Source organism: Bradyrhizobium cosmicum (assembly GCF_032290525.1).
Taxonomy (GTDB): Bacteria; Pseudomonadota; Alphaproteobacteria; order Rhizobiales; family Xanthobacteraceae; genus Bradyrhizobium; species Bradyrhizobium cosmicum_A.
Genome location: NZ_JASXTA010000010.1, coordinates 97,308 through 117,204, shown reverse-complemented (window position 1 = coordinate 117,204; position 19,897 = coordinate 97,308). Strand labels below are relative to the sequence as shown.

Annotated in this window: 14 protein-coding genes; 8 read left to right on the top strand and 6 right to left on the bottom strand. The window is 65.1% G+C overall.

From position 1 onward, the window contains the following. Positions 1-23 precede the first annotated feature (23 nt). Positions 24-410 carry an MAPEG family protein gene (locus QSV46_RS19415; RefSeq protein WP_314954817.1) on the top strand — a complete coding sequence of 129 codons (387 nt, stop codon included), beginning with the start codon at positions 24-26 and terminating at the stop codon, positions 408-410. A gap of 161 nt (positions 411-571) precedes the next feature. Here QSV46_RS19415 and QSV46_RS19410 read toward each other — a convergent pair whose 3' ends face one another. The 3 genes from QSV46_RS19410 to QSV46_RS19400 form a co-directional block, all read right to left on the bottom strand. After that, complete coding sequence (locus QSV46_RS19410; RefSeq protein ID WP_314954814.1) at positions 572-1,765, bottom strand: ABC transporter substrate-binding protein; 1,194 nt, start codon at positions 1,763-1,765, stop codon at positions 572-574. Positions 1,766-2,073: 308 nt separating this feature from the next. Continuing rightward, positions 2,074-5,241 (bottom strand): multidrug efflux RND transporter permease subunit, encoded by a 3,168-nt coding sequence (locus QSV46_RS19405; RefSeq protein WP_314954812.1) that lies wholly within the window; start codon positions 5,239-5,241, stop codon positions 2,074-2,076. Then, positions 5,238-6,449 carry an efflux RND transporter periplasmic adaptor subunit gene (locus QSV46_RS19400; protein ID WP_314954810.1) on the bottom strand — a complete coding sequence of 404 codons (1,212 nt, stop codon included), beginning with the start codon at positions 6,447-6,449 and terminating at the stop codon, positions 5,238-5,240. The genes QSV46_RS19405 and QSV46_RS19400 overlap by 4 nt, the downstream gene beginning before the upstream one ends. Before the next feature lie 328 nt (positions 6,450-6,777). Here QSV46_RS19400 and QSV46_RS19395 point away from each other — a divergent pair, with 328 nt between their 5' ends. The 7 genes from QSV46_RS19395 to QSV46_RS19365 all read left to right on the top strand — a co-directional run bounded on the left by QSV46_RS19395 (position 6,778) and on the right by QSV46_RS19365 (position 15,355). Beyond that, positions 6,778-7,932 (top strand): iron-containing alcohol dehydrogenase, encoded by a 1,155-nt coding sequence (locus QSV46_RS19395; RefSeq protein ID WP_314954807.1) that lies wholly within the window; start codon positions 6,778-6,780, stop codon positions 7,930-7,932. 16 nt (positions 7,933-7,948) lie between these two features. Continuing rightward, complete coding sequence (locus QSV46_RS19390) at positions 7,949-9,499, top strand: AMP-binding protein (RefSeq protein ID WP_314954804.1); 1,551 nt, start codon at positions 7,949-7,951, stop codon at positions 9,497-9,499. Positions 9,500-9,872: 373 nt separating this feature from the next. Then, positions 9,873-11,471, top strand: a complete 1,599-nt coding sequence (locus QSV46_RS19385) for an ABC transporter substrate-binding protein (protein WP_314954802.1) — start codon at positions 9,873-9,875, stop codon at positions 11,469-11,471. 43 nt (positions 11,472-11,514) lie between these two features. Continuing rightward, a complete protein-coding gene (locus QSV46_RS19380; protein ID WP_314954799.1) occupies positions 11,515-12,462 on the top strand; it encodes an ABC transporter permease in 948 nt (315 codons plus the stop codon). A 9-nt stretch (positions 12,463-12,471) separates the two neighbouring features. Continuing rightward, on the top strand, positions 12,472-13,365 hold the full coding sequence (locus tag QSV46_RS19375) for an ABC transporter permease (RefSeq protein ID WP_314954798.1): 894 nt from the start codon (positions 12,472-12,474) through the stop codon (positions 13,363-13,365). Beyond that, positions 13,365-14,372, top strand: coding sequence for an ABC transporter ATP-binding protein (locus QSV46_RS19370; protein WP_314954796.1), 1,008 nt, complete (start codon positions 13,365-13,367; stop codon positions 14,370-14,372). The genes QSV46_RS19375 and QSV46_RS19370 overlap by 1 nt, the downstream gene beginning before the upstream one ends. Then, the gene (locus tag QSV46_RS19365; RefSeq protein WP_314954795.1) at positions 14,369-15,355 is read left to right on the top strand and encodes a dipeptide ABC transporter ATP-binding protein; all 987 of its coding nucleotides are present in this window, start codon (positions 14,369-14,371) and stop codon (positions 15,353-15,355) included. Before QSV46_RS19370 ends, QSV46_RS19365 begins: the two co-directional genes overlap by 4 nt. Here QSV46_RS19365 and QSV46_RS19360 read toward each other — a convergent pair. The 3 genes from QSV46_RS19360 to QSV46_RS19350 all read right to left on the bottom strand — a co-directional run bounded on the left by QSV46_RS19360 (position 15,327) and on the right by QSV46_RS19350 (position 19,858). Continuing rightward, positions 15,327-16,106, bottom strand: a complete 780-nt coding sequence (locus tag QSV46_RS19360) for a hypothetical protein (protein WP_314954793.1) — start codon at positions 16,104-16,106, stop codon at positions 15,327-15,329. The genes QSV46_RS19365 and QSV46_RS19360 overlap by 29 nt on opposite strands. A gap of 165 nt (positions 16,107-16,271) precedes the next feature. Further along, positions 16,272-18,245 carry an acetyl-CoA carboxylase biotin carboxylase subunit gene (locus QSV46_RS19355; protein WP_314954790.1) on the bottom strand — a complete coding sequence of 658 codons (1,974 nt, stop codon included), beginning with the start codon at positions 18,243-18,245 and terminating at the stop codon, positions 16,272-16,274. Next, a complete protein-coding gene (locus QSV46_RS19350) occupies positions 18,242-19,858 on the bottom strand; it encodes an acyl-CoA carboxylase subunit beta (protein ID WP_314954787.1) in 1,617 nt (538 codons plus the stop codon). Before QSV46_RS19350 ends, QSV46_RS19355 begins: the two co-directional genes overlap by 4 nt. Between the last annotated feature and the right edge of the window lie 39 nt (positions 19,859-19,897).

Below are 19,897 nucleotides of genomic sequence, written 5' to 3'. Positions count from 1 at the left end.
CGGTCCCTTCAAGGAAGCTCGCGATGTATCATCTCACCGCCCTCGTCACGTTGCTGGCGATCGCATTCTATTTCTTCACCAGCATGAACGTCTCGCGGTCGCGGACCAGGACGGGCGTCAAGGTGCCGGCGATTTCAGGCCATCCGGATTTCGAGCGCGCCTTCCGCATCCAGATGAACACGCTGGAATGGATGCCAGTCTTCCTGCCGGCGCTCTGGCTGTTCGCGATCTATATCAACGACGCCATCGCGGCGGGGCTCGGCGCCGTCTGGATCGTCGGCCGCATCGTCTATTTCATCGGCTATTCGAAGGCCGCCGCAAAGCGCGGTCCCGGGTTTGCGATCCAGGGCATCGCAGCGATTGCGCTGTGGGCGGGAGCGCTGGGCGCGGTGCTGCTGCGGCTGGTGTGAGTGGGCAAGCCAACACGCGCGCTCGTGTCCCGGGCGCGGTGCAGCGTGTAACGCTGCGCCGCTGAACCGGGACCCATTTTGGTGCCGACACGGGGAGAAGCGTGGGTCCCGGCTCTGCGCAGCAGCGTTTCACGCTGCAGCGCGTCCGGGACACGAGAGGCTCACTTCGTCAGCGGGCAGCCGCTGTCCTTGGCGGTGAAGAACGCCTTGTCGCCCGGGACGGTGGCGAGCAGCTTGTAATAGTCCCAGGGCTTCTTCGATTCCGACGGCTTCTTGACCTCGAACAGATACATGTCGTGCACCATGCGGCCGTTTTCGAGCACCTTGCCGCCTTGCGCAAAGTCGTCGTCGACCGGCAGCTCCTTCAGCTTCTTGGCGACCGCTTCGGTGTCCTTGGTGCCGGCGGCCTTGACCGCCCTGAGATAGCTCAGCGTCGCCGAATAGGTGCCGGCATGGATCATGTTCGGCATCCGCCCGGTGCGCTTGAGGAAACGTTCGCCGAGATTGCGTGTGCGGTCGTTGACGTCCCAGTAATAGCCCTCGGTCAGCACCAGGCCCTGTGCGGCCTGCAAGCCGAGGCCGTTCACTTCGGCGAGCGTCATCAAGAGGCCGGCGAGCTTCTGGCCACTGGCGACGATGCCGAACTCGGACGCCTGCTTGATCGAGTTGGTGGTGTCGAGGCCGGCATTGGCAAGGCCGACGATCTTCGCCTTCGAGCTCTGCGCCTGGAGCAGGAAGGACGAGAAGTCCGAGGAGTTGAGCGGCACGCGCACCGAGCCGACCACCTTGCCGCCATTGGCGGTGACGATCTCGCTGGTGTCCTTCTCCAGCGCATAGCCGAACGCGTAGTCCGCGGTGAGGAAGAACCAGGTGTCGCCGCCGGCCTTGGTCAGCGCACCGCCAGTGCCGACGCCGAGCGCGCGGGTGTCGTAGGCCCAGTGGAAGCCGTAGGGCTGGCACGCATCGCCGGTCAGGCGCGAGGTCGCGGCGCCGACGACGATATCGATCTTCTTCTTTTCCTTGGAGAGCTCGTGGATCGCAAGCGCGACCGAGGACGTCGTCAGCTCCGTGATCATGTCGACGTGCTCGACGTCGTACCAGCGCCGCGCGATGGACGCGGCGAGATCCGGCTTGTTCTGATGGTCCGCCGTGACGAGCTCGATCTTCTGGCCCAGCACCTCGCCGCCGAAATCCTCGATCGCCATCCTGGCGGCCTCAACCGACCATTTGCCGCCGTAATCGGCATAGACGCCGGACTGGTCGTTGAGGATGCCGATCTTGACGCCCTGTGCGAAGGCCGGCGCGGCGAGCATCAGGGCAGAGATTGCGACGGCGGCAAAAAGTGCTGATTTCATTCGTTAAGCTCCCAGCAGTTTTCTGTTTTGAAATCGCGCGGATAGTAGTGAAGAACCCCGGGCCTGCCCATCCATTTCGGCCTAGGCCGTTAGTATGGAGGGTGCGCGCCAAACAACCGCTGTCGTCCCGGACAAGCGCGCCTCGAGCGCGCGTAGATCCGGGACCCATAGCCGCAGGATTGAGTTTGGGGTTAGCTGGCAGTTGCCAATCGTCGCCAAATTGCTCCCTGGGGGTATGGGTCCCGGATCTGCGCTTGCGCTTGTCCGGGACGACAGCGGAGATGTGGACGTACCGATGGCCACAATGATCAGGCCACCACCTCGAGCTTCTTCCCCTCGTTCCGCCCCTCCGCCAGGTTCCGCACCACCACATAGAAGATCGGCGTGAACAGAAGCCCGAACAGCGTGACGCCGATCATGCCGAAGAACACCGCGACGCCGACGGCCTGCCGCATCTCGGAGCCGGAGCCGCTCGATATCACCAGCGGCAGCACGCCGAGGATGAAGGCGAACGAGGTCATCAGGATCGGCCGCAGGCGCAGTCGGCACGCCTCGATGACGGCTTCCAGCCGCGGCCTGCCTTCATTCTCGATGTCGCGCGCGAACTCGACGATCAGGATCGCGTTCTTGGCCGCCAGCCCCACCAGAACGACGAAGCCGATCTGGGTGAGGATGTTGACGTCCTGCCCCATGATGCGCACGCCGATGGTGGCGGCGAGCAGGCACATCGGCACGATCAGGATCACCGCGAACGGCAGTGTCCAGCTGCCATATTGCGCGGCGAGCACGAGATAGACGAACAGCACGCAGATCGGGAACACCAGCAGGCCGGCATTGCCGCCGGTGATTTGCTGATAGGAGAGGTCGGTCCATTCGAAGGTGAAGCCGCTCGGCAGCGTGTCGTCCGCGAGCTTCTTGATGGCGTTGAGCGCGGTGGTCGAGCTAGTGCCCGGCGCCGGCTCGCCTTGCAGCTCGGACGCCGCATAGAGATTGTAGCGCGCAACACGGTCGGGGCCGGAGACGTCCTTGAACTCGACCACGCTGCCGAGCATCACCATGTCGCCGGAGGCGTTGCGCGTGCGCAACCGCGAGAGATCGCTTGGCTCCTTTCGGAACGGGAAGTCCGCCTGGGCGGTGACGTGATAGGTGCGGCCGAACAGGTTGAAGTCGTTGACATAGGTCGATCCGAAGTAAGTCTGGATCGTGTCGTTGATGTTGGCGATGGGCACGCCAAGCTTCTGCGCCTTGGTTCGGTCGATGTCGACGAAGAGCTGCGGCGTATTGGCCGAGAATGGCGAGAACACTGTGGGAGCGAGCAGCGAGGGCGATTTGCGCGCCGCGGCGACAAGCTCGTCGGTCGCGGCCGCAAGCATCTCGGGCCCGCGGCCCTGGCGGTCCTGGATACGGATGGTGAAACCGCCGCCGGTGCCGATGCCGGGTACGGCGGGCGGCGGGATCACGATGATGAACGCGCCCTGGATCGAAGCCAGGCGCTTGCGCAGCTCGCCCGTGATGGCATTCGCAGACAGTCCCTTCTTGATCCGCGCCTCGGGCTCGTCGAACACCGGGAAGAGCGCCGCCGCGTTGCCGGCCTGCGTGCGGGTGGCGCCGGAGAAGCCGGCGAAGGCGGCGACGCGGATAATGCCTGGTGTATCTAGCGAGATGCGTTCGATCTCGCGCACGACCTCCGTAGTGCGCGCCAGCGAGGCCGCGCCCGGCAATTGCACGGAGATGATGACGTAGCCGCGATCCTGCGCCGGAATGAAACCCTGCGGTGTGGTCACAATCAGCCAGCCAGCGCTGCCGATCAGCACGACGTAGATCAGGATCATCACGACCGAGTGCCGGATCACGAAATTGGCGAGGCCGGCATAGCCATGCGCGAGTCGGTCGAACACGCGGTTGAACACACCGGTGAAGGAGTTCCAGCCGCGCGCGATGAGATTCCAGGCGGCGGGCGGGCGCTTTTCCTCATGTGGCGTGAGGATCAGCGAGGCAAGTGCCGGCGACAGTGTCAGCGAGCAGAAACAGGAGATCGCGGTCGCGACCGCGATGGTGACCGCGAATTGCTGGAAGAACTGCCCGGAAATGCCGCCGATGAATGCAGTCGGAACGAACACCGCGCACAGCACCAGCGCGATCGAGACCAGCGCGCCGCCGACCTCCTCCATGGTCTTGAGCGCAGCATCCCGCCTGCTCATGCCGTGCTCGAGATGCCGCTCGACATTCTCGACCACCACGATGGCGTCGTCGACCACGATGCCGACCGCGAGCACGAGGCCGAATAGCGTGAGATTGTTGATGGAGAAGCCCAGCGCCGCCATCACCGCGAAGGTGCCGACCAGAGAGACCGGGATCGCGATGATCGGGATGATCGCCGGCCGCCAGCCCTGCAGGAACACCAGCACCACGATGACCACCAGCAGCATGGCCTCGTAGATGGTCTTGATCAGCTCATGGACGGACTGCGCGATGAACTCGGTCGGGTTGTAGCCGATGTTGAAGTCGAGCCCCTTCGGAAAGCTCTCCTTCAGCTTCGTCATGGTGTCGGAGATGTTTTTCGCGGTCGCGAGCGCATTCGATCCCGGCCGCTGCGTCACCAGCATGGCGACCGCCGATTTGCGCAGCAGGAAGCTGTTGGTGCTATAGGCCAGCGCGCCGAGCTCGATGCGGGCAACGTCGCGCAGCCGCACGGTGCGGCCGTCGGAGCCGGCCTTGATCAGGATGTCCTCGAACTGCTTCTGGTCTTTCAAACGCCCGGTGAAGGTGAGGTTCGGCTGGAAGGCACGGTCGGCGATCGGCGGCTCGGCGATCTGGCCGCCCGCGATCTGCACGTTCTGCGCGCGGATTGCGGCCAGAACTTCGGTCGAGGTCAGGCCGAGATTGGCGATCCGATCAGGATCGAGCCAGAGCCGCATCGAATAATCACGTGCGCCAAAGATCTGGATGTCGCCGACGCCGTCGATCCGCAGCAGCTGGTCGCGGACCTGGAGCAGCGCATAGTTGGAGATGTAGAGCTGGTCGAAGGTGTCGTCGGGCGACAGCATGAACACGACCATCAGGATGTCGGGCGAGTTCTTGCGCGTGGTGACGCCGTTGCGCTGGACTTCCTCAGGCAGGCGCGGCTGCGCGATCGCGACGCGGTTCTGCACCAGCACCTGGGCCTTGTCGAGATCGGTGCCAAGCTTGAAGGTGACGGTGATGGTGAGCTGGCCGTTCGAGGTCGCCTGGCTGTAGAGATACAGCATGTCCTCGACGCCGTTGATCTCCTGCTCGATGGGAGCTGCGACCGTGTCGGACACGGTTTGCGCGGAGGCGCCGGGATATTGCGTGGTGACGACGACGGTCGGCGGCACCACTTGCGGATATTCGGACACCGGCAGCGTCGTATAGGCGAGCGCGCCGACGATCAGCAGCACGATCGACAGCACCATCGCCAGGATGGGCTGGTTGATGGACAGACGGCCGAGATTCATGACTTGTCACCGGGCTTGCCACCGGCCGGAGCCGTCTGCGGAGCGACCTTGGCGCCGACGCGGGCGCGCTGGATGCCGTTGACGATGACGCGATCGTCTGCTTTCAGCCCTTCGCGGATCACGCGCAGGCCATCATCGAGCGGACCGAGCACCACGGGACGTGCCTCGACGGTATCGTCAGGCTTCACGACGAACACGATCTTGCGGGACTGGTCGGTCGCGACCGCGACGTCGGGAATCAGTAGCGCCTCATAGGGCGCGCTGCCGATCAGGCGGACGCGACCGAACTGACCGGGCAGGATCGACAGATCGGTGTTCTTGATGACGGCGCGGCTGCGTAGCGTGCCGGTGGAGACATCGAGGCGGTTGTCGAGGAAATTGATGCTGCCCTCGCGCGACGGTTTCGTCTCGCCGGCAAGCGCCACCTGCACCGGGTTCGCCGTATCGCGCGAGCTCGGGCGGCGGCCTTCGAACCACAGCTTGCTGTATTTGATGAAGGTCGCCTCATCCATGTCGAAATAGACGTAGATTGGGTCGAGCGTCACGATTGAGGTGAGCAGCGTTGACGTCCCGGTATCGCTGCCCTGCACGAGATTGCCGGGACTGACGAGATGGCGGCTGACGCGCCCGGTCAGGGGCGCCGTCACATGCGTGAACTCGATGTTGAGCTTGGCAGCCTTGAGCGCGCCTTCGGCCTGCACTTCCGCGGCGTGCGCGGCCTGCAAGGCCTGTCGGCGCTGGTCGACGACCTGCTCGGAGACGGCGCTGGTCTGCACCAGGCTCAGCCCGCGATCGAGTTCGCGCTTGGCAAGCTCGACCCTGGCCCGCGCGTCAGACAACTGGCCGTCGGCCTGCGCCGCCACCGCCTCGAACGGGCGGGGATCGATCACGTAAAGCAGATCGCCCTGACGCACGATCGCGCCGTCCTGGAATTCGACGGAGTTGACGAAGCCGCCGACGCGCGGGCGGACCTGCACCTCCTCCATCGCCTCGAAGCGGCCGGTGAACTCGTCCCAATCGGTGACGGTGCGCTTGACCGGCTGGGCGACGGTCACCGGCGCGGGCGGCGGCGCGGCCGCTTGCGGGGCCGGCTGACCACAACCGGCAAGAGCTATCGCCGCGGCGATAAGACCGCCAATTGCGTAGGACCGAGGCTGAACGAAATCGTGCGTTTTGACAAATTGCTCGCTTCCGTCCGGTTCGCTCATCGCAGGTCCTCGCATCAAAGCCGCGGAAAGAGCAGGGTACGCTTCTACCCGCGGGCGCCACAAGATGGGTGGCAATGATGAACTCTTCAAGACCAATGCATGGGCAATGCTCGGCGAGATGCCCTGACCGGATGGCGGGTTGACAGAGAGGGCGATGGATGCGCGGCAGTTGCTCGGCTGTAAGGTCGCGATGGCGGAGCGGCGTTCACCACCCTCCCCTGGAGGGGGAGGGTAAGAAAAGCCCAGCGTCTTCGCGCATGACGAATGCCGCCAGCGCGGCTAGATTACCCCCCACAAAAACAAGACGAATTGTCTGGGGAGGACAGGCGTGCACCAGGGACGTGTCGTTTACGGCGCGATCGAGGAGGTCGTGTTCGGCCATCCTGCCGCCGAGGCCATCGTCGCGCAGATGGACCGGCTGGGGACGCGCCGCGCCTTCCTGATGGTATCAGGGACGCTGAACCGGCAGACCGACGAAATCGAGAAGATCAGGCAGGCACTCGGCCCGCGTTGCGCCGGGCTGTTCGATGCCATGCCCGCGCACACGCCGCGCGAGGCAGTGATCGCCGCCGCCAATGCGGCGCGCGAGGTGAACGCCGACTTGATCGTTACCGTGGGCGGCGGCTCGATCACTGACGGCGCGAAAGCCGTGCAGCTCTGCCTTGCCAACGGCATCGACGATATCGGCGGCATCGAGCGCATCCGCGTCCACAAGGGCGTCGCGCCCGAAATGACTGCGCCGACGGTGCGCCAAATCAGCGTGCCGACCACGATCGCCGGCGGCGAGTTCAGCTCCATTGCGGGCGTGACGGACCGCAGCACCCATGTGAAGCAGATGCTGCGTCATCCGCTCACCGTGCCGCGCGCGACCATCCTGGATCCCGCCATCACCGTCCACACGCCGGAATGGCTGTTCCTGTCCACCGGCATTCGCGCCGTCGACCATTGCGTCGAGGCGATCTGCTCGCGCGAGACGCACCCCTATGCCGACGCGCAATCGGTCAAGGGCCTCGCCATGCTCGCCGACGCGTTGCCGCGGGTGAAGGCCGACCCCGCCGATCTCGATGCGCGCATGGACGCGCAGATTGGCACCTGGCTGTCGATGGGCGCGCTCGCGGCCGGCGTGCCGATGGGAGCAAGCCACGGCATCGGCTATGTACTGGGTGCGGCTTTCGAGGTGCCGCATGGCCACACCTCCTGCATCATGCTGCCGGCGGTGATGCGCTGGAATGCGCGAGACAATGCCGAGCGCCAGATGATCGTCGCCGCCGCGATGGGCTTTCCCGGCCACAACGCCGCCGACGTGCTCGATGCCTTCATCCGTTCGCTCGGCATGCCGCGCAGCCTCACTGAGGTCGGCGTGTCGCCGGAGCATTTCGACGCCATCGCGGAACAGGCGATGCGCACGCCCTGGGTGCCGCGCAATCCGCGCAAGATCGACGGCCCGGCGCAGTTGCGCGAAATCCTGCTTCTCGCCGCATGATTCTCGTGGAGGACAGATGTATTCCGGTCAGCATGCCCGCCTGCGCCCGCTCCAACCCGCCTTCATCATGGCCGCGACCGGCGAGGCCGTCACCTATCGCGAGTTGGAGGCGCGCAGTAACCGCCTCGCGCATCTGTTCCGGAAGCACGGTTTGAAGCGGCTCGACCATTATTCGATCTTCATGGAGAACAATTCGCGCTATCTCGAAGCCTGCGGTGCGGGCGAGCGCTCCGGACTGTACTACACCTGCATCAACTCGTTCCTGACACCGGGCGAGCTCGCCTATCTCCTCGTCAACAGCCGGTCGAAGATCCTGATCACATCGGTGGCGAAGCTGGACATCGCGCGCGAGGCGATCCAGGCCTGTCCCGACATCAGGCTGTGCATCGTCGCCGACGGGCCGGGCGAGAGCGAGCGCATCGTCGGCCTTGCCGAGGTGACAGCCGGTCTGCCGGCAACGCCGATTGCCGATGAATGGCTCGGCACCGCCATGCTGTATTCGTCGGGCACGACGGGACGGCCGAAAGGCATTCTGCGGCCGCTGCCGGAGGAGCCGCCAAAACACAATCTGCCGCTGTTCGATTTCCTGACGAAGCTTTGGCATTACCGCGAAGGCATGGCCTATCTGTCGCCCGCTCCGCTCTATCACTCGGCGCCGCAGGCTGCCGTGAACCTCACGATCCGCATGGGCGGCACGGTCGTCATCATGGAGACTTTCGATCCCGAGCGGTATCTCCAGCTGGTCGAGCGGTGGGGCATCACCCACACCCAGCTGGTGCCGACGATGTTCTCGCGCATGCTGAAGCTGCCGGAGGAGGTGCGAAAGCGCTACGACCTGTCCTCGCTGGAGATCGCGATCCACGCCGCCGCCCCCTGCCCGGCGCTGGTCAAGGACGATATGATCAAATGGTGGGGCCCGATCATCCACGAATATTACGGCGCGACCGAGGGCCTCGGCTTCACCGCCTGCAACAGCGAGGAATGGCTCGCCCATCGCGGCACCGTCGGCAAGGTGCTGCTCGGCGACCTCCACATCCTCGACGACAACATGCGGGAGTGCCCGACCGGCACGCCGGGCCAGGTCTGGTTCAAGACGGCCTCGCCGTTCGAATATTTCAACGATCCGGAGAAGACGAGAGAGGCGCGCTCGGCCGACGGCAGCATGAGCACGGTCGGCGATATCGGCTATGTCGACGAGGATCGCTTCCTCTATCTCACCGACCGCGCGACCTTCATGATCATCTCCGGCGGGGTGAACATCTATCCGCAGGAATGCGAGAATCTGCTGATCACGCATCCCAAGGTTGCAGACGCCGCGGTGTTCGGCGTGCCCAATCCCGATCTCGGCGAAGAGGTAAAGGCGGTGGTGCAGCCGATGCGCGGCATCGTGCCGGGCCCCGCGCTCGCGGAGGAGCTGATTGCCTTCTGTGCACAATCGCTGTCGCGGCAGAAGGTACCCCGCTCGGTCGATTTCGAGAAGGAGCTGCCGCGGCTGCCGACGGGCAAGCTGTACAAGCGGCTGCTAAGGGACAGGTATTGGGGGAACAAGGCGTCGCGGATCGTGTGAGGACGCAGTCAAGAACTCGGCTGTCGTCCCGGACAAGCGAAGCGCAGATCCGGGCCCCATAGCCAGGGAAGAGTTTGGCGAAGACTCGGAGTTGCCAGTTCGCGCGATGACTTCTCTGTGGTTATGGATCCCGGGTTCGTCACTTTGTCGCGCCCCGGGACGACAGCGGAGTTTGTCGATCCGGCTGCGCGTAACATCTGAAACCACCCCTTCGCACCTGCACTCTCACATGATGGAGGCATGAAACTCCTGCCGCCTTCCGTCATCCGAATTGTCGAGAGAGCGGATGGCCTTGCCGGTTGCCTCGCTCCGCGCGCGTCGCTATCGTCGTTTCAAACAGGCCGCAAAAGGCCGTTGTCCAGGGAGGACGAGGATGCGGAGCGTGCGAGCGCTCGCCGCGACGGCGGCGCTATCTTTGCTGACCTTTTCCACGGCCAGCTTCGCCGGCGAGCCCAAGCAGGGCGGGATCCTGCGAATCTACCACCGCGACAGCCCGGCGAACGCCTCCATTCTCGAGGGCGCGACCTATTCGGTCAACGTGCCGTTCATGGGCGTGTTCAACAACCTCGTCATCTACGACCAGCACATGGCCCAGAACAGTCCTGACAGCATCAGGCCCGAGCTGGCCGAGAGCTGGTCCTGGAGCAGCGACTACAAGAAGCTGACGTTCAAGCTGCGCCAAGGAATCAAATGGCACGACGGCAAGCCGTTCACGTCGGCCGACGTCAAATGCTCCTTCGATCTGCTGATGGGAAAATCGCAGCAGAAGCTTCGGCAAAATCCCCGCAAGACCTGGTACAACGAGGTCAACGACGTCACGCCCAATGGCGATTTCGAGGTGTCGTTCGAGCTGAAGCGGCCGCAGCCCTCGCTGCTCGCGATGCTCGCCTCCGGCTACACGCCGGTCTATCCCTGCCACGTCCCGCCGGCGGAGATGCGCACCCATCCGATCGGGACCGGGCCGTTCAAATTCGTCGAGTTCAAGGCCAATGAATCGATCAAGCTGGTTCGAAATCCGGACTACTGGAAGAAGGGCCTGCCCTATCTCGACGGCATCGAGTACACGATCATCACCAATCGCTCGACCGCGATTCTCGCCTTCGTCGCCGGAAAGTTCGACATGACCTTCCCGACGCATATCACCATCCCGCTGCTCAAGGACATCAAATCGCAGGCGCCGAACGCAGCTTGCGTGGTCGAACCGACCAACGTTTCGACCAACATCATCGTCAATTCGACAGCGCCGCCGTTCGACAACATCGATGTCCGCCGCGCGATGGCGCTGGCGCTCGATCGCAAAGCCTTCATCGACATCCTGTTCGAAGGCCAGGCCGACATCGGCGGCACCATGCTGCCGCCGCCGCAAGGCATCTGGGGCATGCCCAAGAACAAGCTTGAAACCATTCCGGGCTATGGCCCGGACGTGAAAGCGAGCCGCGAGGAAGCGAAGAAGCTGATGCAGAAGGCGGGCTACGGCCCCGACAAGCATCTCGCCGTCAAGGTCTCGACACGCAATCTCGCGGAATATCGCGATCCCGCGGTGATCCTGATCGACCAGCTCAAGAGCATCTATATCGACGGCGAGCTCGACGTGGTCGAGACCGCGAACTGGTTCCCGAAGGTGGCGCGCAAGGACTACATGCTCGGCCTCAACCTGACCGGCAACGCCGTCGACGATCCGGATCAGTCGTTCTACGAGAACTATTCCTGCGGTTCCGAGCGCAACTACACCAATTACTGCAACAAGGAGATCGAGAAGCTGTTCGACGTGCAGTCGCAGGAGACCGATCTCAACAAGCGCAAGCAACTGGTCTGGGAGATCGACAAGAAGCTGCAGGAGGACGTGGCCCGCCCCATCATCTTCCATGCGCGGGCCGGCACCTGCTGGCAGCCTCATGTGAAGGGCGTCACGATCATGTCGAACAGCTCCTACAACGGCTTTCGCTACGAGGATCTGTGGCTCGACAAGTAGCGCAAGCCGGGCGGGCGACTAGCGGGCTCGACGGAGGCTGGTGATGTTTGCCTATCTGGTGCGCCGCCTGTTCCTGATGCTCGTGACCCTGTTCGGGATCTCGGTCGTCATCTTCTTCCTGCTGCGCGTCGTGCCCGGCAACATCGTCGATATCCTGTTCGCCGCGGCCGGCTATGTCGATCCCGCCGACAAGGCCAATCTGGAGAAGGAGCTCGGGATCGACCAGCCGCTGATCGTGCAGTACTGGCACTGGATCAGCGGCTTTCTGCGCGGCGATTTCGGCTACTCCTACGTTTCGGAGAAGCCCGCGCTGCAGGAGATCTTGCCGCGAATTCCGATCACGGCGCGGCTCGCGGGCCTGGCGCTGCTGTTCTCGGCGTCGGTCGGCATTCCGCTCGGCGTCATCAGCGCGGTGAAGCAGGGCACGCGTCTCGACTACGCGCTCCGCGTCGTCAGTCTCAGCGGCTTGTCGCTGCCCTCGTTCTGGCTCGGCCTGCTCATCCTCACCGCATCGGTGGCGATGTTCGGCCAGATGCCGATCTTCAATCCCAACCCGCACACCTGGCTGGAAGCGTTCGCGACCTATGCCGTACCGGCCGCGGCCGTCGGCTTCCGTAGCGCGGCGCTGACCATGCGCATCACCCGCTCGTCGATGCTGGAGGTGCTGCGGCAGGACTATATCCGCACCGCCCGCGCCAAGGGCGCCTCCGATGCCGCCGTGAACTATCGCCACGCGCTGAAGAACGCGATTTTGCCCGTCATCACCGTGATCGGCATCGAGGCCGCGTTCCTGATCGGCGGCCTGATCGTGACCGAGACCGTGTTCAACATCCCCGGCGTCGCGCGCTTCCTGGTCGAGGCGATCCGCTGGCGTGACTACCCGATCGTGCAGAACCTCGTGATGCTGATTGCCGTGGTGGTGGTGAGCGCCAACTTCATCGTCGACATGCTGTACGCGGTGTTCGACCCGCGGATCAGGTACACGGATTAGGAGAGGCGCTTGGCCGCGATCGACTACGACTTTGAACTGAGACGCGCCGGGGCGCATGCGGCGGGCGGCTGGCGGCGCGTGCTGTTCCTGGCGCAGCGGCATGTGCTGGGCGCCGCGGGACTCGTCATCATGACGCTGTTCGTGTTCACGGCGATCTTCGCCGACTTCATCGCACGCTACGATCCCCTGACGATCGATTCCGCCCGCGCGCTGGCACGCCCCAGCCTCGCGCACTGGATGGGCACCGATTCCTTCGGCCGTGACGTCTTCAGCCGCATCATCCACGGTGCCCGGATCTCGCTCGCCGTCGGGATCGGCTCGACCGCGCTCGGCGGCACCATCGGCGTCATCGTCGGATTGACGTCGGGCTATCTCGCCGGCTGGGTCGATCTGGTGTTCCAGCGGGTCTCCGACGTTCTCCAGGCGTTGCCGCTGCTGGTGCTGGCCCTGATCATGACGGCCGCGCTCGGCCCGTCGCTGCCGAACGTCATCATCGCCATCGCCATTCCCCTGATCCCGACGGTGTCGCGCGTCGTCCGCGCCAACACGCTGGCCTTGCGCGAGCAGCCCTTCGTCGAGGCCGCCAAGTCGATCGGCATGAGCGAGGTGCGGATCGCGCTGCGCCACGTGCTGCCGAACACACTGGCGCCGCTGATCGTGCTGGCGACCGCCCAGCTCGGCTCGACCATCCTCACAGAGGCTTCCCTCTCCTTCCTCGGCCTCGGCATTCCCGAGCCATATCCGTCCTGGGGCCGCATGCTCTCGGAATCCGCCGCCGAATATGTCCGCACCGCGCCGTGGCTGGTGATCTTCCCGGGCATCGCCATCAGCCTCGCCGTGTTCGGCGCCAATCTGTTCGGCGACGCCCTGCGTGATATCCTCGATCCCCGGCAGCGCGGCTGATGACTGATAAATCCGATCTCGTGCTCGAGGTGAGAAACCTGAAGACGGTGTTCTTCACCAATTCCGGCCTGTTCAAGGCGGTCGATGACGTCTCGTTCACCGTGAGCCGCGGCGAGACGCTGGCGATCGTCGGTGAATCCGGCTGCGGCAAGAGCGTCACCGCGCTCTCGCTGATGCGGCTGGTGCCGGATCCACCCGGGCGGATCGTCGGCGGCTCGGTCTCGCTCGAAGGCACCGATCTGCTGGCGCTGGACGAAGCGCAGATGCGCGCGGTCAGGGGCAATCGCATCTCCATGATTTTCCAGGAGCCGATGACCTCGCTCAATCCCGTGATGCGGATCGGCGACCAGATCGTCGAGGCGGTGCGGCTGCACAGGAACATGTCGAACCGAGAGGCCCAGACCATCGCCGTCGAGATGCTGCGGCTGGTGCGCATTCCCGAGCCGGCGCGGCGTGCGCGCGAATATCCGCATCAGCTCTCCGGTGGCATGCGCCAGCGCGCGATGATCGCGATGGCGCTGGCCTGCCGGCCGGCGCTGCTGATCGCGGACGAGCCAACCACCGCGCTCGATGTCACCATCCAGGCGCAGATTCTCGCGCTGATCCTCGACCTGCAGAAGGAGCTTGGCACCGGCCTCGTGCTGATCACGCACGATCTCGGCGTCGTCGCACAGACCGCACAGCGCGTCATCGTGATGTATGCCGGACGGAAAGTCGAGGAAGCAACCGTCGAGGCATTGTTCGCCGATCCCAAACATCCCTATACGCGCGGGCTGATGGCCTCGATTCCGTCGGTGCCCGCGTCCGGCATCGCGGCGCAAGCGCGGCTCAATGAAATCCCCGGCACCGTGCCGTCGCTGGTCCGGCTGCCGAAAGGCTGCGCCTTTGCGCCGCGCTGCAAGCTGGCGATCAAGCGTTGCGAGGCCGAATATCCGCCACTCGCGGATTGGGGCGGCGGCCATCTCGCCGCGTGCTGGCGTGCGGCTGACGTGGCGGAGGTGGCATGAGCGAGGCGCTGCTCGAAATCACCGATCTCAAGAAGCACTATCCGGTGCGCGCCGGCGTGCTGCGCCGGCAAGTCGGCACCGTACATGCCGTCGATGGAGTCTCTTTCTCGGTGGGTGTCGGCGAAACACTGGGGCTGGTCGGCGAGTCCGGCTGCGGCAAGTCGACGGTGGCGCGTAGCGTGCTGCGGCTGGTGGAGCCGACTTCGGGCCAGATCCGCCTCGACGGCGAGGACATCACGCATCTGTCCAAGACGGCACTGCGGCCGCATCGCCGCTCGATGCAGATTGTGTTCCAGGACCCTTTTGCCTCGCTCAATCCGCGCATGACCGCGGGCGACATCGTCGGCGAGCCGCTGGCGGTTCATGGGCTCGCGTCCGGTAGGGCGCTGGAGGCGCGCGTCGCAGAGCTGTTCGAGCAGGTGGGCCTGCGGCCGGATCAGATGCGCAACTTCCCGCATCAATTCTCCGGCGGTCAGCGCCAGCGCATCTGCATCGCGCGGGCGCTGGCGCTGGGGCCGCGCCTGATCGTGTGCGACGAGCCGGTCTCCGCGCTCGATGTCTCGATCCAGGCGCAGGTCATCAATCTCCTGATCGATTTGCAACGCCGGCACGGCTTCTCCTATCTCTTCATCGCGCACGACCTCGCCGTGGTCGCCCATATCAGCCACCGCGTGGCCGTGATGTATCTCGGTCGCATCGTCGAGATCGCCGGCAAGGACGAACTGTTCCGCAATCCGCGCCATCCCTACACGCAGGCCCTGCTCGCCTCCGTGCCGATCGCCAACCCGCTCGCAAAGAAGCTCGCGCCGCTGGTCGACGGCGACGTGCCGAGCCCGGTCAATCCGCCGCCGGGCTGCGCGTTCCATACCCGCTGCCGGTTTGCGATGGAGCGGTGCAGGACAGAGCGGCCGGCGCTGATGGATGCGGGCGATGGACACCAGGTCGCGTGCTTGCTCAATGAGGGGACGGGGCGAGGCCAGTAGCAACGGGTCGCAACGCCCGGACCACCGGCCAGGCCGCCAGCGCCGCTGCCAGGTGCTTGAGCGTGTGGCCCGAGACAAGGTGCCCCGTCGCTTCGAATATCGTCACGTCACCCAACTCGAACAGCTTGGCCAACACGTAAAAGAAGATCACGCCGCCGAGCGGCACGCCAAGCGCACCGGGCCGGGGCCGTGTCAACGCCAGTCCTACAGCGAGTGCCATGCCGCCGAACTGCACGACGACCCACGGCGTGAGGTTCTCGCGAGCCACCCAGGCCGCGAGCAGGCCCCCGACCATCATCAGCACCAGCACCGCCTCGCCTGCGCGCGCGCTGACGCGCTCGCTGACCGCGATGCCCAGAAATCCTGCGAACGCCACCGCCATGCCGAGGCGGTCGGCCACCAGCCGCTGCGGCGCATCAGGATCGAGATGATAGAAGCCCGAGCCTGCGCAAGTGAGGATCAGTCCCACAAAGAACCAGCTTGCACCCACCGGCGCATCGTTGCGGGCGCGCAGCCGCTCCGTGCCCCAGACGCCCATCGCGAGGAAGGCGAGATTGCTCAGCACGTCGCCGGCGTTGGGCACGCCCAGCCATGGACGGCTGTCGACAAAATGCGGGATGTGCCACGCAGCGGCGGGCAACGCGGGCGCCAGCAGCGCCGCCAGGGTGAGGATGAAGAGCGCACCGATCAGGCATTTTTCGCGGGCTTGCGGTGCGGCGAACGCGCGCCGGCGGGGCACTGACGTAAGCATGGCAACGGCCTCATAATTGAACAATGTTCATATTAGTAGCTGAACAATGAACAACGTTCAATGAAAGTTTGTGCGAGGACATCGCGGCAGAAATCGCATTGAAATCATTTGCAATTCTGGTCAGACAGCGGCCCCGGCTCGCGTTCGCGCGCTGGGGACACGAGGCTACGCCCCAATCTCCACCACGATCCGTCCCGTCGTGACCTGCTCGCCCTCGGCCACGTCAATCCCCGATACGACACCGTCGATGCCGGCCTTGTGGACGTGCTCCATCTTCATCGCCTCCAGCGTCAGCACCGGCTGGCCGGCGGCGACGCGATCGCCCGGCTTGACCAGGACGGCGACGACGCGGCCGTTCATGGCGGCGCGGACTTTTCCGTCGCCGCCGTTGCTTGCTGCGGATTTCGGCGCCGCGAGAGTGAGATCGTTCACCGCGAGCGGGATACCGCGGTGCTGGACGTACAGCCGGTCGCCATCGCGTAGGAATTTTGCACTGTCCATCACACCGTCGTGGCGGAAGCGGATCGCTTCGGCATCGAGCTGGTCGATTTCGAACTTGTCTTGGCGGCCCTCGATAGCAACGGTGTAACCACCGTCGCGCTCGCGTGTGACTTCGATTTCGTGCGCGTGGCCGGAGATATCGACCTTTGCCGGCAGCGCAAACGTTGCCGCGAGGCTTCGTCCGCTGCGCCACGAAGGCGCCTGCGGGTTGGTGACGTACAGCAAGAGTCCAGCGAGTGCCACGCCGAAAGCGCTGCTCGCCGGTGGCGCGAATAGCTCGTCGTGATGCGCGCCGATGAAGGCCGTCGTCGCTTCGCCCTTGGCAAAGCCGGGGTAACGCAGGCAGGACAACAGGAACGCCTGGTTGGTGGTCACGCCAAAAGCCGTCAATTGCTCCAGCCCGACGATCAGCCGTCCCCTCGCCTCTTCGCGACTTGCCCCATGGCTGATCACCTTGGCGATCATGGAATCGTAGAACGGCGGGATCTCCGCGCCCGACTGCAGCGCATGCTCGACGCGAATCCCTTGCGGCACCTGCCAGCGCGCCATGCGGCCGGACTGCGGCATGAAATCCTGCGCGGCATCCTCCGAGCACAGCCGCACCTCGATGGCGTGGCCGGAAAACTTGATGTCCTGCTGCTTCACCGGCAACGGCTCGCCGCGCGCGACGCGCAGCTGAAGCTCAACGAGATCGAGCCCGGTGATCGCCTCGGTCACGGGATGCTCGACCTGGAGGCGCGTATTCATCTCCATGAAGTAGAACGCGCCGCTGGCGTCGAGCAGGAATTCCAGCGTGCCGGCGCCCTCGTAGCGCAGCGCCTTCACCGCGGCGACAGCAACCTCGCCCATCTTTGCACGCAACTCCGGCGGGACCGCGGGCGACGGCGCCTCTTCGATCAGCTTTTGATGCCGCCGCTGCACCGAGCAGTCACGCTCGCCAAGATGGATGGCGTTACCGTGGCTGTCGCCGAACACCTGGATCTCGATGTGCCGGGGATTCTGGATCGCGCGTTCGAGGATCACGGTGGGATCGCCGAACGCAGCCTTCGCCTCCGATCGCGCGCTGCGCAGGGCATCGCCGAAGGATGCAGCATCCGTGACGAGCCGCATGCCGCGCCCGCCGCCGCCGGCGACCGCCTTGATCATCACGGGGAAGCCGATCTGCTTGGCTTCGGCGAGCATGACCTCGTCGCTTTGGTCCGCGCCCTGATAGCCGGGCACGCAAGGCACCCCGGCCTTCTTCATGATCTCCTTGGCGCCGGCCTTGTTGCCCATCGCCTCGATCGCCTGCGGCGACGGGCCGATAAAGACGAGCCCGGCGTCCTTGCAGATTTGCGCGAACTCCTCGTTCTCGGCGAGGAAGCCGTAGCCGGGATGGACGGCGTCGGCGCCGCTCGCCTTGGCCGCGGCGATGATCGCGGGGATATTGAGGTAGGATTGCGACGGTAGCGCCTCGCCGATCCGCACCGCCTGGTCGGCCTGCTTCACATGGAGCGCATCGCGATCGGCATCCGAATAGACGGCGACGACGCCAAGACCGAGCTGCCGCGCGCTGCGCATCACGCGGAGCGCGATCTCGCCGCGGTTGGCGACCAGGACCTTGAAGAACGGCCGGTGCTGCACTGATCCGTTCCTCATGGGCGGGCTACCGAAAACTGCATGCGCTGCGGCGTGCGTGCGTCGCCCTCGCGGCAGATCGCGAGCACCTCCGAGAGCACCGCGCGGGTATCGCGCGGATCGATCACGCCGTCGTCGAGCACGCGGGCGCTGGTCGAGAACACGTCCATCTGGCCGTCGAACACGCCGATGATCTGCGCCTTCATGGCCTCGAGCTTGTCTTTCTCGACCGCCTTGCCGCGGCGCGCGGCGGCGGCCTCGGTCACGATTGCCATCGTTTCGGCGGCCTGCTCGCCGCCCATCACGGCGGTCTTGGCGTTGGGCCAGGAGAAGCAGAAGCGCGGATGGAAGCCGCGGCCGCACATGCCGTAATTGCCGGCGCCGAACGAGGCGCCACAATAGATGGTGATCTGCGGCACGGTGGCGGACGTGACCGCCTGGATCATCTTCGAGCCGTGCTTGATCATGCCGGCTTCTTCATAGGCCTTGCCGACCATGTAGCCGGTGGTGTTGTTGAGATAGAGGATCGGCGTGCGAGTCTGGCAACAGGCCTGGATGAAATGCGTCGCCTTGTTGGCGCCGGCGGGATCGAGCGGACCGTTGTTGGTGATGATGCCGATCGCCTGGCCCTCGATGCGGGCATAGCCGCACACGGTGGCCGGGCCGTAGTTCGGCGCCATCTCGGTGAAGTCGGAATCATCAATGATGCGGGCGATCACCTGCTTCATGTCTACCGAGCGCTTGTGATCCATCGGCATGATGCCGAGCAGCTCGGCCTGGTCGTAGCGTGGCGGCTTGAACTGCGACGCCGCCCGGCCCGGCCGCTCCCATTCCAGCGCGGCCATGATCTCGCGCGCAATGCGCAGCGCGTCGCGGTCGTCCTCGGCGAGATAGTCGCCGAGACCGGAGACCTCCGTGTGCATCTCGGCGCCGCCGAGCTCTTCCTCGGTCGCAATCTCGCCGGTCGCGGCTTTCAGCAGCGGCGGGCCCGCAAGGAAGGCGCGGGTACGGCCGCGCACCATCACGATGTAGTCGGACAGGCCGGTCTGGTAGGCGCCGCCCGCGGTGGACGAGCCGTGCGTGACGGTGACGACCGGCAGGCCGGCAGCGGAGAGCCGCGCGAGGTTGCGAAAGATGTTGCCGCCGCGAACAAAATCCTCGACGCGGTAGCGCAGCAGGTTGGCGCCAGCGCTTTCGACCAGTTGCACATAAGGCAGCTTGTTCTCCAGCGCCAGCTCCTGCACCCGCAGGGTCTTGTCGAGGCCATAGGGCTGGAGCGCACCGGCGTCGATGCCGGAATCATTGGCGCTGACCATGCAGCGGATGCCCGAGACGAAGCCGATGCCGGCAATGACGCCGCCGCCGGGCACGCTCTTGCTCGCATCCGGTACGTCGAACATGTAGCCGGCAAGTGTCGACAGCTCGATGAAGGGCGCGCCGGGATCGAGCACCAGCGCGACGCGCTCGCGCGGCAGCAACTGGCCGCGCTTGTGGAAGCGGTCCTTTGCCGCGGCTGATGCCGCGCGCGTGCGCTCTTCCAGCGCGCGCATCCGGTCGATCAGGCCGAGCATGCCGTCGCGATTGGCGTGATAGGCGGCGCTGCCGGGGAAAATAGTGTTTTCGAGAATGGACATAGATTCTCCTGCCCGTCATTCCGGGGCGCGCGGAGCGCG

Coding starts and splice junctions, on each gene's coding strand:
- QSV46_RS19400 (WP_314954810.1), bottom strand. CDS start 6,449: ATGAGCGAACCGGACGGAAGCGAGCAATTTGTCAAAACGCACGATTTC.
- QSV46_RS19350 (WP_314954787.1), bottom strand. CDS start 19,858: ATGTCCATTCTCGAAAACACTATTTTCCCCGGCAGCGCCGCCTATCAC.
- QSV46_RS19370 (WP_314954796.1), top strand. CDS start 13,365: ATGACTGATAAATCCGATCTCGTGCTCGAGGTGAGAAACCTGAAGACG.
- QSV46_RS19360 (WP_314954793.1), bottom strand. CDS start 16,106: ATGCTTACGTCAGTGCCCCGCCGGCGCGCGTTCGCCGCACCGCAAGCC.
- QSV46_RS19380 (WP_314954799.1), top strand. CDS start 11,515: ATGTTTGCCTATCTGGTGCGCCGCCTGTTCCTGATGCTCGTGACCCTG.
- QSV46_RS19390 (WP_314954804.1), top strand. CDS start 7,949: ATGTATTCCGGTCAGCATGCCCGCCTGCGCCCGCTCCAACCCGCCTTC.
- QSV46_RS19365 (WP_314954795.1), top strand. CDS start 14,369: ATGAGCGAGGCGCTGCTCGAAATCACCGATCTCAAGAAGCACTATCCG.
- QSV46_RS19405 (WP_314954812.1), bottom strand. CDS start 5,241: ATGAATCTCGGCCGTCTGTCCATCAACCAGCCCATCCTGGCGATGGTG.
- QSV46_RS19415 (WP_314954817.1), top strand. CDS start 24: ATGTATCATCTCACCGCCCTCGTCACGTTGCTGGCGATCGCATTCTAT.
- QSV46_RS19385 (WP_314954802.1), top strand. CDS start 9,873: ATGCGGAGCGTGCGAGCGCTCGCCGCGACGGCGGCGCTATCTTTGCTG.
- QSV46_RS19410 (WP_314954814.1), bottom strand. CDS start 1,765: ATGAAATCAGCACTTTTTGCCGCCGTCGCAATCTCTGCCCTGATGCTC.
- QSV46_RS19355 (WP_314954790.1), bottom strand. CDS start 18,245: ATGAGGAACGGATCAGTGCAGCACCGGCCGTTCTTCAAGGTCCTGGTC.